Origin of the sequence: Brochothrix sp., assembly GCF_017549435.1 — a bacterium.
GTDB classification, from domain to species: domain Bacteria; phylum Bacillota; class Bacilli; order Lactobacillales; family Listeriaceae; genus Brochothrix; species Brochothrix thermosphacta.
In genome coordinates, this window is sequence record NZ_JAFYUW010000017.1 from 30452 (window position 1) to 46516 (window position 16065).

Below are 16065 nucleotides of genomic sequence, written 5' to 3' on the forward strand. Positions count from 1 at the left end.
CTAATAACTTACCATTGTTGCATCAATAATTATACTTTTCAATACAATAATGCGATATAACTCATAAATATATGACATATTATTCAATTTCAAGTCGAAATTAATTAGGTCTTAAGACCCTTAAATATTTCAAGTATGTGACATTCGTTGTAATTATGTTCTTTTCACTGTAGAATTAGTATGTAGATTGAATGTTATGATGAGATAGGTTTATTTCAAATTATTAGCATTACAATTATTTGTACATGAACACACTATTACGAGCATGAAAGGGAGAGAGAAAACATGAAAAAATTAACGTTATCTTTAGCTTCAGCTAGTATCGCTGCAACATCTATTGTAGCACCAACAGCAGCGGCAGCCTCAACCGATATCACAGTTGAAAAGAACGATACACTTTGGGACTTGGCAAATAAACATAAAACAACCGTAAAAGATTTAAAAGAGATTAACAATTTAGACTCAGATAATATCCAAATCGGTCAACAATTAAAAGTGGCAGAAAATAAAGACACATATGTCGTTAAAAGTGGCGATTCTCTTTGGAAGATCGCTCAAGCAAACCATACTTCTGTTGAAGAATTAAAAAACATCAATAAGTTAACATCTAATACTATTTTTGTTAATCAAAAATTAGAGATACCAGGAATTGATTATGTAATGGATACGACAGCTGTTGTTCAAAAAACATCAGACGTTTCAACCTCTGCACAAACTCCTGTTGCTGAAGAAGTAGCTCCTGTTGCTGAAAAAGCAGCTCCTGTTGCTGAAAAAGCAGCTCCTGTTGCTGAAAAAGCAGCTCCTGTTGCTGAAGAAACTGCTCCTGTTGCTGAAGAAACTGCTCCTGTTGCTGAAAAAGCAGCTCCTGTTGCTGAAAAAGCAGCTCCTGTTGCTGAAGAAACTGCTCCAGCCGCTGAAGAAACTGCTCCTGTTGCTGAAGAAACTGCTCCAGCAGCTGAAGAAGTTGATACAAATGCTTCAACTTATGAAGTTAAAGCGGGTGATTCATTAAGTAAAATTGCTGATTTATTCAATACATCTGTGAATAAAATTGCCGCACTCAATGAATTAACAAATTCTGAAACTTTATCTGTCGGACAAGTTCTCGCTGTAAAAGGTGAAGTTAAAGCCCCTACAGTTTCAGAAACACCAAAAGAAACAAAACCTGTTGCCGAAGAAAAAACGGAAGCTACAGTTAATACTAATGCTTCAACTTACAAAGTTAATGCTGGTGATACATTAGCAGTTATCGCTAGTCAATTTGGAACAACGACTTCTAAATTAGTCGCTCTTAATAACCTTTCAAATGCTAACTCGCTTACAGTAGGACAAACATTAAAAGTTAAAGGTTCAGTTCCAGCACCAACAGTTACTGCACCAAAACCTACACAAACAGTAGCTACACAAACACCTTCAACACAAACAGTAGCAAAACCTTCTGTATCAGCTTCAACTCATACTGTAAAATCTGGTGATTCATTAGGTAAAATCGCATCACAATATGGTGTATCTGTAAGTTATCTTGTTAACCGCAATAATCTTTCAAATGCTAACGATTTATCTGTCGGACAAGTACTTCAACTTAAAGGTGCTGCTTCATCAGTAACACCTAAACCAACTACACCTAAACCAACTACACCTACAACAACTTATAAACCTTCTAAGCCTTCTGCACCTTCAACAAGTGGCTTAAGTTTTAATACACTATTTAGTTTTGCTCAACAATTCAGCGGTACTCCTTATGTTTGGGGCGGTACAACACCATCTGGATTTGATTGTTCAGGATTTACACAGTATGTTTACGGAAACTCAGGTGTTTCGTTAAACCGTACTGCTGGAGATCAAATGAACCAATCAACTAAAATTTCTGAAGGCCAAGCTAAACCTGGAGATTTAGTATTCTTCTCTTACAACGGTGGTTCTTCAATCGATCATGTTGGTATTTACATGGGTAACGGCCAAATGATCAATGCTCAAAATAATGGTGTTAAAATTGACAACATTCACGGAAACGGCTGGGGCGAGTTCCTTGTTGGATTCGGAACAGTTGGTAACTTTAACTAAACTAAATTATTATTCAAAAGCCACACATAATGTGTGGCTTTTTTTGTTGCTATCATCGTTGCAAATTTATTTGCTTACGAAGATAGTATGGGACGGAGCGAAAGCGAGTACCACTCCTTTGCTATCATCGTTGCAAATTTATTTGCTTACGAGGATAGTATGGGTGCTGACATTGTTGCGAATACATGAGCTTACAAAGACAGTATGGGACGGAAATTTCCAAAGGAAATTGAGTACCACACCTTATGCTAGTTGCTTGAGTACCATTCCTTTTGTTAGTTGATTGAGTACCACACCTTATGCTAGTTGATTGAGTACCATTCCTTTTGTTAGTTGATTGAGTACCACACCTTTTGGTAGTTGATTGAGTACCACGCCTTATGCTAGTTGCTTGAGTACCATTCCTTTTGTTAATAATGTATGATTCCGTATGCCGACGTATTCTTTTGTGAAAAATAGGCATCAGTGAAACTTCAGCCACACCATAGATAGAATCTTTAAACACAGTCATTGTAAATGATAACACTAAAAAAACAGACTATCTATTGACGAATAAAAATTCGTAATACATAATCTGTCTATTAATTGAAACACTAACATGTTCTCTATTTATTAAACTTAGAGAGCTTTACTTAATGTGATATTCTCTTCCGTCTCAGTTAGTACAGAGTAACCTAATTTTTTCCAGAATGAAATACCAACGTCGTAACTTGATGGAAGCGTAATATCAAATTGCTTCCCACCATCATCTTTTGCCCATTGAAGAGCAACTTTTTCTAGTAGTTCATCAAGACCTTCTTCAACTACATCTTCAGCAATAACTAACCATTCTATTGTAAAATGTGTACTTTCACTTGGATCTTGTAAAATATCCAACAAGCCTTTTGCATTGTCTTCACCGTCCAAAAGTGCAAACGTATACTTATTGAAATTCGGTTTATTCGTTCCAAGAACTAGTTCGATATCCGCTTCAGTAAATAAACGTTTTTTTGTTTCTTTAAAATAATTAGGTGCTTTTTCAAATACAGATCGTACTGTATTTTCATCTGCTGGATGTAAAACTTGGATATGGAAACCTTGATAATTTGACATAGAGAGACTCCTTTAGTTAATGTTATTTAAAAATGATACTGCCACTGTTTCAGGGACACTCACTTCTTTACTGACTGCTGTTAATTCACCAGATTCTGCATTAATTTTATACGATGTTGCAGTTCCTGTATCCTCATTCGCTGCAATCAGAACAGTTCCTGCTGCATTGACATTAATATCTCGTGGACCAACTCCGAATGATGAAATAAATTGTTTCACTGACAACGTGCCATCCGCTGCGATATCAAAAGCAGTAATCCCATCATAACCACGGTTTGAAACATATAATGTTTTTTCGTTTGGCGTAATACGGATAGCTGAACCTTTGTTAGCTCCTTTAAAATCTTCAGGGAGTGAGTAAATTGTTTGTTTTACTACAAGACCACCTGTCTCTTTGTTGAATTTAGCAACAATTACTTCGTTAGATAACTCTGTCATGATATACACTGTTTCACCATCTTTTGTGAAAACAAGATGACGAGGGCCACTTCCTGGCTTAACAGATAATATAGCAACACGTTCTAATTCCGCTCCATTTACTTTATATGAATAAATCTCATCCGTTCCTAAATCTACACCTAAGACAAATTTACCATCCGGTGTTAAGTCTGAATAGTGAGCATAAGCTTTATCTTGACGTTCAGGATTAATACTCTTACCTTCATGTGCATCTCTTGAAACAACACGATCAATTGATCCATCCTCATTCAAAGCGACTGAATCAATTAAACCACGGTGATAGTTTGCTGTATACAATACATTTCCTGCATTATTAATTGCAACATAACAAGGTGGTGCTCCCTCTTCTGAAATATTATTTAAAGGTGTTAAGGTTGCATCATCATTAATTTTAAATGATTGAATTCCACCTTTACCATCTACCTTAGCAATTGAATAAAGGTAACTATTAGTAGGATCAATTGTTAAATAGGTCGGATTATCTACCTTACCTGCAACAGCAACATTGCTTAATTCAGCTGTTTCAGTATTAACCGTCGCTGTGTAAATGCCTTGGCTTGCTTTTTTTGTGTATGTTCCAAAATAAACGCGTTCATTACTCATAGTATATCTCTCCCTTACAATCTGTTTTCCTCTATATTATAACATCATTTTAACTTACCGTCTGTTCATAATGGGTGCGCTTACTTTAATTTATTAGTATCTAACCATTTTTCTGTTTGCGTCGCTGATTTATCTGCTGCATTAAAAGAGGCCTGTTTTTTATTATCCTTAATAACCATAAGTGTCGGTACTGAGGAAACATCTAAGTTATTAAGCAGTTTAGTCAACGATTTATCATCACTTTTACGCGCTTTATCTGTATTGTAATAATAAACTGTCAGTTTTTTATCTTTTGCGATTTTTGCAAGCGTAGGTGTAAAAGCTCGGCAATATTTACACGTTGGTCGACCTATATAAACAACAAATCCATCTTTAGATTCTTTCATCGTCTCAAACTCAGTTGTTGTAATCGCTTTGAAGGTTGATGTATCCATTTCTTTCGTTGCAAAAGGTTTGAAAATCAATACTCCACTACCTATGACAAGTATTGCTACAACAATAATCATCCACCATTTTATCTTGTTAATCACAACTTTCCCTCCCTATTCTTAACTGCTTTAAGAATAACGTTTATTATGCTTAATTGCAATTGTATTTTTTATCGTTTCTTCATTGATTTCTAGATGTTTAATCACCTTTTTTATGATACAATTGTACTATGGGGCAAATTTATAAGAATTGGAAGGTGTTACAATGTCAACGTTTAAAATCATTGATGCCATTCAAACAGAATGTCTTTTGGCTAAAGAAGCCACAGGTAGTGAACAAGCAAAACACCTCTATACTATCAAACAACTGGCACTGTTGATTGAGGATGTTTCATCACCCTCGAATACGTCCACAATGGAACTCCCTAAACCAATCGCAACTGTTGCGTCTCACTCACCAACTGAATCTCTGACTGTCACTTCAGAAAGCGATCACTCATCAGGTTCATTACTAGACTTCTAACACGCATTTATTTCAAGCTACATGAAATGAGGAGCTCACATGAAAAAATTTGCTATTATTGGTGCAGTATTTGCAATGCTAGCCGTTGCACTTGGTGCATTTGGAGCACACGCCTTAAAAGAACAACTTGGCAGCTCTCGTTCCGTTTGGGAAACTGCAGTGCAATATCAAATGTTTCATGCACTCGCACTATTAGTAATTGCTATTTTACTTCATCTCTTCCGTGATTCGTTTTTTTCGATTGCGGCATGGTTGATGGTTATAGGTACTTTATTTTTCTCAGGTAGCCTTTATACACTTAGTCTTATAAAAATCACTGCAATTGGTATCGTTACACCTATTGGTGGCGTCTTTTTTATTCTTGCATGGCTATTTGTAATTTTGGGTATCTTTAGAATTCGCACATCACGTTTTAACTATTAAAAAATTTTAGGAGGCAACATTTTGAAAACATTAATCAATGAGTTAAAAGAAAAAGTTGTAGGGAAAGATATTCGTATTGTCTTCCCAGAAGGAAACGATACACGTATTGTATCAACTGCTGCACGTTTACAAGCAGAAGGAAGTGTTATCCCTGTATTATTAGGTAATCCTGAAGTCATTGCAGCCACAGCAAAAGAAGCTGGTGTTATTATTGATAACATTGAAACTCATGATCCAGCTAATGATGAATTATTTGAAGAATTGGTAACAGCCTTTGTTGAACGCCGCGCTGGTAAAACAACTGAGGAACAAGCTCGTAAAATGCTACTAGATCCAAACTATTTTGGCACAATGCTTGTGCATACTGACAAAGTACAAGGTCTTGTAAGTGGAGCAGTTCACTCAACAGGTGATACTGTTAGACCTGCTTTACAAATCATCAAAACTAAGCCAGGGATCAAAAAAACTTCTGGTGCTATGATGATGCTTGGTCGTTCATCACGTTTTATCTTTTCAGATGTTGCAATCAACATCAGTCCAGATAGTATTGACTTAGCTGAAACTGCTATTGCAAGTGCTGAAACTGCAAGTATCTTCAACATCGAGCCTAAAATTGCTATGTTGAGTTTCTCAACTCATGGTTCGGCAAAATCTCCAGAAGCAGAAGCTGTTGCTGAAGCAACTCGCCTTGTCAAAGAGGCACGCCCTGATTTAATAGTTGATGGTGAAATTCAATTTGACGCTGCATTTGTTCCAGAAGTTGCACAATTAAAAGCACCTGATTCACCTTTATTAGGTAATGCTTCTGTTTTCGTTTTCCCTAATCTTAGTGCAGGTAATATCGGATATAAATTAGTACAACGTTTTGCTAAATTAGAAGCAGTTGGACCTATTCTACAAGGTTTAAACAAACCTGTGAATGATTTATCGCGTGGTTGTACTGCAGATGATGCTTATAAATTAGCATTAATTACTGCAGCTCAAGCTGTCGCTAAATAATTAACACCCCAATATTACAGTATTTTTACAGCTGCACTTTGTGTGGCTGTTTTTTTGTATCGACATTCAAAATTTTCAATTGAATATCAATCAATCCAATTGAGTGGTTCTCTTTTCCCACAAAAAATAGGCATCAGTGAATACTCACCAATACCATAATACGCTTACTTATAAATTAGAAAGTAAAGTTATCAAAAAAAGACCGTATATCACCATCAAATATCGGCAATATACAGCCTAAAATAATTTTTATGAAAATATTTGATTTTTAGGTAGCCAAGCAAAATTATGTTCGTGTATTCCAATAATGTTAATATCTTGTTGGATTGTATCCCTAAAACGCTTTTCTATTTGTATTTTTGTCCAATCGACTGGAAAAATACAATATCTATGTATTTTTTTCACTTCTTTATTTAAGTCTTTTTTAGAAGTAAAGACGATTGAATAAATCAAAACATCATCCCAATTATCTTCTATGCGCATCTTTATTCTCCTCTCTGATTTATATATATACCACCTTCATACAACTTGATTTTAACATAGAAACACCTCCTCATATAGCTCATTAAATACCTAAAAAGAAGCAGTTTATGGAAAAACAATCACCTTGTTATCACTTTATCCTTATTTATTCTTATGCACTATATATATTTAGCGAATATAAGTCATTCAAAAAAACTTTTCATCTGATTCAGATTATCTCCAAATCAAATAAAAAGTTCTTGTTCACATATTCTTTACTGTTTCTTTAGCTAATTGAATACAATCTGGAATACCTACACCCTCGTATGACATACCAATAAAATGCAGTCCTTCTCGTTGGTGTTTTGTCTTTTCTAATAACGAAGCTACTCTTTCAGTATGTCCAATATCGTATTGAGGCATTGCCATATTCATCTTACTTATTTCAGTAACTTCTGGTTCCGCCGTAACACCCATTATATCTTGTAGATAAGTACGTGCTAAGCTGATTAATTCGTCATCTGCTAACTCAGTAACGTTAGATAGATTGCTTCTGCCTAAAAACACACGTAATAATACACGATTTTCTGGTACCATATGTGGCCATTTTGTATGGACCCATGTACAAGCTGTCATATGTTCGTCTTTTTCACGTGTCATTAAAAATCCTGTTCCTTCAGGTAGACTGGGAACATCATCTATCTTGAAACCAAATGATAATGTCGCTGAAGAAGCAATTTTTTGATTTTTTAATGGTGACTCATATTGAGGCATTAGTTCTAATGCTCTTAAATGATTAATTCCAAAGATAATCTCATCTACAACTTCTATTTCTCCATTTTTGAATAGTAAATGATATCTATCTTCTTTTTTTTCAATATTTTCAATTGCCTTATTAAGATGACATCGTTCTGCTGGAAGTTGTTTCACCAACTCATCAACAAGTTGAGTCATTCCACCCTTTAGTGTTCGAAATGCACCAATTGTTTGCTTTGTTCCTGTCGTTTGTACTCGTTGCTTTCGCAAACCTTTTAGTATACTACCATTTTCATTAAGAAGGGTTTCCATTGCCGGATAAGTTGCTCTCAAACTCATTTGATAGAGATTACCTGCATAAATACCTGAAAAAAGAGGTTCAATTAAATGAGTAACCATTTCTTTACCAAATCGCTTCTCAAAAAAATCACCTAATGATTGATCTTCTTTTGATCTATCTGCTGGTTTGATTAGTTCATATAATACCCTTACTTTACCAAGTGGCGAAAACAGTTTACTTTTTAAAAAGGGTTTTAACTTTGTAGGTATACCCATGATTGAACCCTCAGGTATTGGGTGGAAAATTTTATTTTGATAAATGTATGACTGTCCCGTTGCATTTTTCACTAGTTCTGAATCTAGTTTCAAGTCATGAATCAACTGCATCCCTGCTGGTTTACGTGCTAAAAAAGAGTCTGGCCCTTTTTCAATGATATAACCTTGCTTATGAACAGTTTTTATATGACCTCCAAAACGTGCACTTGCTTCATACACTTGCCAATCTATGTTTTTATTTTGACGGGCTAAATAGAAAGCAGCCGTTAATCCAGACAAACCGCCACCAATAATAGCTACTTTTTTCATAGGTTAGTTTCACGGGCTTTCATAACAATATCAGTTAATGCTTCAATAAAAAGCGGATCTGTATTCGGCATCTCTAAACGGTGATAATTTGCACCGATTTCGGCTACAACATCTTTACATTCGATATCATTATCATAAAGAACTTCTAAGTGTTCTGCTACAAAACCAACGGGTAAGTATATGTACTCCGTATAATTATTTTCACTAAGTTCTCGTGTTAAATCTAAAACATCTGGACCAATCCATTCATCAGCTGTTCTACCAGCACTTTGCCACCCTACAACAAAATTCGTAATACCTGCTCGTTCAGCAATTAATTCCGCAGTTCGTTTCACTTCTTGAGGATAATAATCACCATCTTTTAAAATTTTCACTGGTAAACTATGAGCAGAAAAAACATACATTGCATTTTTTCTTTGTTCATCTGTAAATGAATGATTCAATGCTTTAATTTGATTTGCCCAAAAATCTAAGAATTTAGGTTCTTCAAACCAACGTAATATTTTTGTTAATTTAATTTCCGAACCAATTTCATCAATTTTTTTCTGAGCACGAGAATGATAAGATTGTGTACTAAAACCAGAATATTGTGGAGCTAGTACTATACCATAAGCCTCTTTAATGCCATCATTTTCCATCTCGACAACAGCCTCTTCAATCCAAGGTTCGATATGTTTTAGCCCAATATAAACCTGGTATTGAACATCTTCATTTTTACTGTTCAAACTTGATCCAAGTGCTGCAGCCTGTTCATCTGTAATACGTGCTAAAGGAGAAATCCCACCAATATCACGATAACGTTCTGCTAAATCATCATATAGTTCTTGCGTAGGTGCATGACCATGACGAATATCTGTATAATATCTTAAAATATCTTCTTCTTTATATGGTGTCCCGTAGGCCATCACCAATAAACCAATTTTTTTCAAAACATAGCCCCCTTATTTTTAATCACCATTAGCTTAACATACTTATTTAGAATAATTATTAGTAAATATCCGTCAAATGTTTCAATTTAGTGTCTAAATTCAAAATTTTTTCAGAGAACTTCCCTCTATTTTGGTTTTATAATCTGCTATCCTTTATAATTGAGGTATTAATATATAGAGGAGAGATAATAATGGTAGAAGCAGTTAAAACCCACGATGGCTGGTATTGCCTTCATGATTTTCGCACAATAAATTGGGCAAAATGGCGTATTTTAAGTTCTGAAAAACGTTCACAATTAACAAATGATTTTATCAACTTCATCACTTCACTTGAGAACGTTAGTGCTGAAAATAATGGTAGCCACTATTTCTTTGATGTTACTGGTCACAAAGCAGACCTAGGTTTAATGCTTTTACGTCCTGAGTTAAGCGACTTAAACAATGTTGAAAATCAATTCAATAAATTGGAAATTGCTGATTATTTTGTACGCACACATTCCTATATTTCTGTCATTGAATTGAGTACTTACTCAGGAGATTCATCAAATCCCAAAGTTATGAAACACATCCAAAATAGACTTTATCCACAGTTGCCAAAAAATAAATACGTTTGTTTTTATCCCATGAATAAAAAACGTGATGGCGATGATAACTGGTTCCGTTTGTCGATGGAAGAGCGTCAAAAATTAATGTATGATCATGGCATGATTGGTAGACAATACGCTGGGCAAATACGCCAATTCATTACTGGCTCAATTGGTTTTGATGATCACGAATGGGGTGTTACGCTTTTCAGTAATGATGCTCTTCAATTCAAAAAAATCGTCTATGAAATGCGTTTTGATGAAGCGAGTTCTCGATATGGAGATTTCCCTTATTTTATGGTTGGTGTTCATTTACCAAAAGAAAATATCCCCACTTTTCTTTCACTATAAAATTAAAAAAATGAATCCTTAACTGCCTATATATTAACGAAACGTGGTAGACTAGGTATAGGTATGCATAAAATTTAAGGAGGATTCTATGATCCAATTAATTGCAACAGATATGGACGGAACATTGCTTGGAAGTGAGGCTAAAATCACTGATGATAATGCCCGTGCTATTAGAGATGCTCAAGCAGAAGGTTTTAAAGTTGTTGTGGCAACCGGAAGAGAATACGCAAGTGCTTCTGAGCTTTTAGCTGAAAAAAAATTGGAAAACATTCAAATGATTTGTTTAAACGGTGCTCAAACGCGGTCTGAAAAAGGCGAGTTAATTGAGGAAATCGTTCTTCCATCTAAAGAGATATTAGCTGTCTATAACGCTATTAAAAATGAGAAAGTTATCTTTCAAGTTTACACATCAGATGATGTTTTTGGCGAAAAACGCGAAGAAACAATCAGTCTACTAACTGAATATTTTTTAAGTATCAATGAAGAAATGACTAAAGATGGTGCTGAGAAGCTTTCTACAAAATTTACCGATGCTCATATTCCTCATTTTGTAGATGACTTCCAAGAATTTTTAAACACCTATACTGAAAATAGTTTCTTGAAAATTATTGTTTCAGGATATCATGCAGATATGATTGGTTATTTGAGTCCTAAATTAGCTCATATTGAAAACATTGCTATTTCTGCTTCTGGTGGAAATAATATCGAAATCACACATATAAATGCACAAAAAGGAATTGCCTTAACTAACTTGGCCGATAATTTAGGAATTGATATTACTAATGTAATGGCTCTCGGTGACAATCTAAATGACATTTCTATGTTATCAATCGTAGGGCATTCTGTTGCTATGGGGAATGGTGTACAGGAAGTCAAAAATACTGCGCTTTATACTACAAAACCAAACTACGAAAGTGGCGTTGCTCACGCAATCGATAAATATGTTTTAAATAAAAAGTAAACCAATCGAATTATTTAATAGGGGGATTTTTAATGTCAATCAAAAAAACACTAACCATCGCCGGTTCTGATTCTAGTGGCGGAGCAGGGTTACAAGCTGATTTAAAAACATTTCAGGAGTATGGAACATTTGGTTTTTCTGCAGTAACTTCAATTGTAACCATGGATCCTGATAATAATTGGAGCCATGGTGTAACAATCATTGACTCTGAAGTTGTTAGGGCAGCTCTTAAAACGGTTCTTTCTGGTGGGCCAGTCGATGCAATGAAAACAGGTATGTTAGGTTCTGTAGAAAACACAAAAGCCGCAGCTGACGCAATTGAACAACATCAATTAAAAAATGTTGTTATTGATCCAGTTATGGTCTGTAAAGGTGAAGACGAACTTATGCAACCAGAAAACGCTGCTGCTATCCGTGATTTATTAGTTCCCTTAGCGACAGTGGTGACACCAAATCTATTCGAAGCAAGCCAACTAGCGCAGACTGCTCCTATTACCGATCTTGAAGGTATGAAAGTTGCGGCTGCCAAAATACATGCTTTAGGTGCTAAATACGTTGTTATTAAAGGCGGAAAAGCCTTGCAAACTGATAAAGCTATCGACTTGCTCTTTGATGGTAGTAACTATACTGTATTAGAAGCTCCAAAGGTACCTGGTAATCATAATCATGGTGCAGGTTGTACATTTGCAGCAGCAATTACTGCAGGACTTGCTAATGGTATGACTGTTTCTGATTCTGTTGCTAAAGCAAAAGACTTTGTTACTGCAGCAATTAAAGATGGTTTTGCGCTTAACCAATTTATTGGACCTGTATGGCACGGTGCATACAACCGTCAAAAAAGCTAATTATAATTAAGGAGGACATTTAAATGTCTCAGGAACACCACCCAAAGAGTAAAAAAAATCACGTTGGTTTAATCATAACAGTCTCTATTCTAGCCGACATATTCATTCTACTACTCTTTTTCTCACCACTTGTTGGATACAGTGGAAAAGTATCATTCGATCTCTATCTTTTCCCTCGATTCAACGCTGTGTTTAACAGTTTTACTTTCATTTTCTTATGCTTTGCATTGTGGGCGATTATTAAGAAGAAAAACATTAAATTACACCGCGGCTTTATCTTAGCAGCGTGGGTAACGACAATGCTCTTTTTATTCTCTTATCTTACATTTCACTTTCTCCAAAGTGAACCACCTAAATTTGGTGGACAAGGTGTTGTTCGTCCGATTTACTTCTTTATTTTAGTAAGTCACAGTATATTAGCTGCACTTGTTGTGCCACTTGCTTTATTTTCTACATGGTGGGGTTGGTCAATGCAAACAGTCAAACATAAAAAAATTGTTCGTTGGACAATGCCTATATGGCTATATGTTAGTATAACTGGTGTAATCGTTTATCTCTTTATGGCACCCTATTATTAAGGTGCTTGGTAATGACACCTATCACAATTACTAAAAATGATAGCTCTTATCAAATTACACCTCGCTGGGCGACACCAGACGACTATCACTCTGTTTGGAACCTATTACTGCAAAAAGCTAAAGCGTTCAAAGAATCAGGTTCTAGTCAGTGGTCAGCGTTGTTAGATGGTGTTGACTCTCATAATACAAAATATCGAATAACTAATAATGAAGTTATGGTTTATGAATATAATAGTCAAATTATTGGTGCTGTGATATTACTTCAAGATCAAAGTACTTGGGACACTCAACTATGGGGAAAAGATAAAGCCAAAGTCTTTTATATCCATCGTTTAATGGTTAGCAATGAATTTAATGGTATGAATCTCGGTTCACACATGTTAAAACACATTGAAGAGATTGCAGAAAGTTTATCTATCTCTTCACTAAGACTAGATTACTTAAATAGCAATAAATTTTTAAAACAGTTCTATACAATAAATGGTTTCACTGTTACAAAAAAGCATCAAGAATTTACTACAATGCAAAAAGCAGTTTCTCTCAACTAATTTTGAGAGAAACTGCTTTTTTATTATTTACCGTCTGTTATTAATAATAGACGTTCTTGATACTCTTCTTCAGACATATTATGGCGTTTAGTATAAATATTGTCTTCATGTACACGACATTCATGTGAACAGCTTCCCAAGTATTTTAATTCATTTGATTCATTAGTTAAAATTTGTTTATTACAACGTGGATTCGCACAGTTAATATAACGTTCACAAGGTGTACCATCAAAATAATCGACACCAACAATAACTTCTTCTACTTGGTTGATTGGAACTGATATGCGCTTATCAAAGACGTACATTTTACCATCCCATAAATCACCTTTAACCATTTCATCTTTACCATAAGTAGCAATACCACCATCAAGCTGTCCAACATCTTTAAAACCTTCACGTACAAGGTAACCAGAGAATTTTTCACAACGAATACCACCTGTACAATAAGTAACTACTCTTTTTTCCATCAATTCATCTTTATGATCCTGAACCCATTGAGGTAACTCACGGAAAGAGCGTATATCTGGGCGAATTGCGCCACGAAAATGCCCTAAATCATATTCATAATCATTACGAGCATCCAATACAACAGTATTTTCATCTAGTAATGCTTCACGGAACTTATCAGCATTTAAATACTCACCTGTTACTTCATGAGGGTTAATATCATCCTCTAACTCTAGAGCTACAATTTCAGTTCGTGGACGACAATGCATTTTATTAAAAACATGACCGTCTGCTTGATCAATTTTAAATTTTATGCCTTTAAATAGTGGATTCGCTTGCATATCTTTAACATATTGATTTGTTTTCTCTACAGTACCTGAGACAGTACCATTGATACCCTCATCACCAATTAATATACGACCCTTCAATTCCAAATCCTTACAGTATGCCAAATGATTTTGTGCGAATTCTGTTGGATTTTCGATTGGTGTGTATAAATAATAGAGTAAAACCTGGTAAGCTTCTTTTGTTTCTTGCATAAAAATAACTCCTTTCACTATATATATAATAGATTACAACCAATATATTATACCATGAAAATGTCACAATCAACTAATATTTTACACCAGATTAATTTTGTGTATTACTAATAAGTACAGTTGCTAAATTGGTAATTCTAATGATACTTTGCTATACTGTACTAGACTATTAGAAACATTCAAATACTTATAATTAAACTGTATTTTTAGTTTCTATCCAATGATAATAAAGATAATAAAAGGAGACTGACATATGTCATCATATAAAAATAATGATAGTACTGAACAAATTGCACACGAATTAGCACATACTTTTAGATTGGGCACTTTCAAAACAAAAATTAATGAATCGGAAACAAACTTAAAATGGTCTACGTATTTGATTCTTGATTTGTTAGCTGAAACACCAAAATTATCTGCTGATAAAATTTCAGAAATTTATCATATAGAATTAGAAAAAGTCAAAAAACAACTAAAAGATATGGTTAGTGAAGGTGTCCTTCGTGTCGAAACTAGCATCGAAGATAAAAAGTCAAAAAAATATTCTTTAACAGAAAGCGGACGTTATTTTTTAAAGAAAGCTCATCAAGCACGCCATAAAATTTATGAAAGCCTATTAGATGAATGGTCTGAAGCAGAGCGCCTCCAATTCTCTGGCCTCATTCAAAAATTCAACGGGGAACTAAACAAAACTGATTTTATGTCTCCAGTTAATTAATTTAGAAAATAAAAACACTTAATGTAGTAACCAAAAAAGCTAGACTTTTTACAGAGTAGATTTTCTACTCTGTTTTTTTACGTAGTTCCGCTCATTTTCTTTATGAATTGAGCCACACTTTGCTAGTTTAATTTTTATTTCATTTGAGAATGATGATAGTATGCTATATAATTTTCAATCCCTGATTTTAATTCCTGATATTTTTTATAGATAATGCCCTGGTAAAGTTCTAGTTTGAGTATGCTAAAGAAATTCTCCTATGGATAATTTCTAAGCAGTTTCGTTTACGAGACATACTTTGAAAAATATGCTTTTTTTAGTTCATTGTTAAAAACTTTCATTTGCTATCTCCATCCTTTATTTGAATAAAAAGTTCAATGATAAGTACAATCACTTTTTTTCTCAATTGTTTACTTCAATGCAGTCATAACCGAATGATCTCTTGGCTTCACTGAAATTGCAGAAGAGAAAATCTCGTTATTATACATCTTCATGAATGGATTTAAATAAAGTTTCTTAATAAGCAAACTCCCTGAGTTATTTTTTCATAATATATAAATATTTTCAGGTCTAATTTTTTGGGGAGCGGTTAATATTTTCGAAAAAAAAATACCCATAAGGGTATTTTAAGTTTGCTTGGCAATGTCCTACTCTCACAGGGGGAAACCCCCAACTACCATCGGCGCTAAAAAGCTTAACTACTGTGTTCGGGATGGGAACAGGTGTATCCTTCTTGCTATTACTACCAAACTTGCTTGGCAACGTCCTACTCTCACAGGGGGAAACCCCCAACTACCATCGGCGCTAAAGAGCTTAACTACTGTGTTCGGGATGGGAACAGGTGTATCCTCTTTGCTATCGTCACCAAACGTTTTTTTGAATTTTATCTAAG

18 protein-coding genes, 2 rRNA genes and 1 pseudogene are annotated in these 16065 nt (G+C 34.7%); 11 read left to right on the forward strand and 10 right to left on the reverse strand.

Features of this window, described 5'->3' with window-relative positions:
* Positions 1–285 precede the first annotated feature (285 nt).
* Entirely contained in the window at positions 286–2064 is a 1779-nt protein-coding gene (locus tag IKV95_RS01175; RefSeq protein ID WP_287451321.1) for a LysM peptidoglycan-binding domain-containing protein, read from the forward strand.
* Between the two features lie 33 nt (positions 2065–2097).
* Positions 2098–2253: a hypothetical protein gene (locus IKV95_RS01180; RefSeq protein ID WP_162919442.1), complete on the forward strand. Its 156-nt coding sequence runs from the start codon at positions 2098–2100 to the stop codon at positions 2251–2253.
* 429 nt (positions 2254–2682) lie between these two features.
* Here the strand turns inward: IKV95_RS01180 and IKV95_RS01185 are convergent, their stop codons facing one another.
* From IKV95_RS01185 to IKV95_RS01195, 3 genes are all read right to left on the reverse strand, one after another.
* The gene (locus IKV95_RS01185; RefSeq protein ID WP_069126343.1) at positions 2683–3156 is read right to left on the reverse strand and encodes a hypothetical protein; all 474 of its coding nucleotides are present in this window, start codon (positions 3154–3156) and stop codon (positions 2683–2685) included.
* Between the two features lie 12 nt (positions 3157–3168).
* Entirely contained in the window at positions 3169–4218 is a 1050-nt protein-coding gene (locus tag IKV95_RS01190; protein WP_287451322.1) for a lactonase family protein, read from the reverse strand.
* An 80-nt stretch (positions 4219–4298) separates the two neighbouring features.
* Entirely contained in the window at positions 4299–4748 is a 450-nt protein-coding gene (locus tag IKV95_RS01195) for a thioredoxin family protein (protein ID WP_069129093.1), read from the reverse strand.
* A 163-nt stretch (positions 4749–4911) separates the two neighbouring features.
* Here IKV95_RS01195 and IKV95_RS01200 point away from each other — a divergent pair, with 163 nt between their 5' ends.
* From IKV95_RS01200 to pta, 3 genes are read left to right on the forward strand one after another with little or no spacing between them, the layout of a single operon-like run.
* Positions 4912–5169 (forward strand): hypothetical protein, encoded by a 258-nt coding sequence (locus IKV95_RS01200; protein WP_029091359.1) that lies wholly within the window; start codon positions 4912–4914, stop codon positions 5167–5169.
* Between the two features lie 39 nt (positions 5170–5208).
* Positions 5209–5592, forward strand: coding sequence for a DUF423 domain-containing protein (locus tag IKV95_RS01205; protein WP_029091358.1), 384 nt, complete (start codon positions 5209–5211; stop codon positions 5590–5592).
* 21 nt (positions 5593–5613) lie between these two features.
* Positions 5614–6591, forward strand: coding sequence for a phosphate acetyltransferase (gene pta / locus IKV95_RS01210; RefSeq protein ID WP_036027201.1), 978 nt, complete (start codon positions 5614–5616; stop codon positions 6589–6591).
* Positions 6592–6840: 249 nt separating this feature from the next.
* On the opposite strand, the gene IKV95_RS01215 is transcribed toward pta, so the two are convergent.
* From IKV95_RS01215 to hemH, 3 genes are all read right to left on the reverse strand, one after another.
* Positions 6841–7074, reverse strand: a complete 234-nt coding sequence (locus tag IKV95_RS01215; RefSeq protein ID WP_029091356.1) for a hypothetical protein — start codon at positions 7072–7074, stop codon at positions 6841–6843.
* Between the two features lie 243 nt (positions 7075–7317).
* Entirely contained in the window at positions 7318–8673 is a 1356-nt protein-coding gene (hemG, locus tag IKV95_RS01220; RefSeq protein WP_287451323.1) for a protoporphyrinogen oxidase, read from the reverse strand.
* The gene (gene hemH, locus IKV95_RS01225) at positions 8670–9602 is read right to left on the reverse strand and encodes a ferrochelatase (protein WP_029091354.1); all 933 of its coding nucleotides are present in this window, start codon (positions 9600–9602) and stop codon (positions 8670–8672) included. The genes hemG and hemH overlap by 4 nt, the downstream gene beginning before the upstream one ends.
* A gap of 191 nt (positions 9603–9793) precedes the next feature.
* On the opposite strand from hemH, the gene hemQ reads away from it, so the two are divergent.
* The 5 genes from hemQ to IKV95_RS01250 all read left to right on the forward strand — a co-directional run bounded on the left by hemQ (position 9794) and on the right by IKV95_RS01250 (position 13469).
* Positions 9794–10537 carry a hydrogen peroxide-dependent heme synthase gene (gene hemQ, locus IKV95_RS01230; protein ID WP_029091353.1) on the forward strand — a complete coding sequence of 248 codons (744 nt, stop codon included), beginning with the start codon at positions 9794–9796 and terminating at the stop codon, positions 10535–10537.
* Between the two features lie 88 nt (positions 10538–10625).
* Positions 10626–11498: a Cof-type HAD-IIB family hydrolase gene (locus IKV95_RS01235; RefSeq protein ID WP_069136672.1), complete on the forward strand. Its 873-nt coding sequence runs from the start codon at positions 10626–10628 to the stop codon at positions 11496–11498.
* A gap of 32 nt (positions 11499–11530) precedes the next feature.
* Positions 11531–12343 carry a bifunctional hydroxymethylpyrimidine kinase/phosphomethylpyrimidine kinase gene (gene thiD, locus IKV95_RS01240; protein ID WP_069131418.1) on the forward strand — a complete coding sequence of 271 codons (813 nt, stop codon included), beginning with the start codon at positions 11531–11533 and terminating at the stop codon, positions 12341–12343.
* A gap of 23 nt (positions 12344–12366) precedes the next feature.
* The gene (locus tag IKV95_RS01245; RefSeq protein WP_029091350.1) at positions 12367–12921 is read left to right on the forward strand and encodes a DUF420 domain-containing protein; all 555 of its coding nucleotides are present in this window, start codon (positions 12367–12369) and stop codon (positions 12919–12921) included.
* Between the two features lie 11 nt (positions 12922–12932).
* A complete protein-coding gene (locus IKV95_RS01250; RefSeq protein WP_287451324.1) occupies positions 12933–13469 on the forward strand; it encodes a GNAT family N-acetyltransferase in 537 nt (178 codons plus the stop codon).
* A 23-nt stretch (positions 13470–13492) separates the two neighbouring features.
* Here IKV95_RS01250 and trhO read toward each other — a convergent pair whose 3' ends face one another.
* The gene (gene trhO, locus IKV95_RS01255; RefSeq protein ID WP_029091349.1) at positions 13493–14455 is read right to left on the reverse strand and encodes an oxygen-dependent tRNA uridine(34) hydroxylase TrhO; all 963 of its coding nucleotides are present in this window, start codon (positions 14453–14455) and stop codon (positions 13493–13495) included.
* A 253-nt stretch (positions 14456–14708) separates the two neighbouring features.
* Here trhO and IKV95_RS01260 point away from each other — a divergent pair, with 253 nt between their 5' ends.
* On the forward strand, positions 14709–15173 hold the full coding sequence (locus IKV95_RS01260; protein ID WP_029091348.1) for a helix-turn-helix domain-containing protein: 465 nt from the start codon (positions 14709–14711) through the stop codon (positions 15171–15173).
* 134 nt (positions 15174–15307) lie between these two features.
* Here IKV95_RS01260 and IKV95_RS11170 read toward each other — a convergent pair.
* The 3 genes and pseudogenes from IKV95_RS11170 to rrf (IKV95_RS01270) form a co-directional block, all read right to left on the reverse strand.
* Positions 15308–15418 (reverse strand): annotated as a pseudogene (locus tag IKV95_RS11170) (IS3 family transposase); the annotation flags it as partial.
* 389 nt (positions 15419–15807) lie between these two features.
* A 5S ribosomal RNA gene (gene rrf / locus IKV95_RS01265) occupies positions 15808–15923 on the reverse strand.
* Between the two features lie 3 nt (positions 15924–15926).
* Positions 15927–16042: ribosomal RNA gene (rrf, locus tag IKV95_RS01270) — 5S ribosomal RNA — on the reverse strand.
* Positions 16043–16065: the final 23 nt, after the last annotated feature.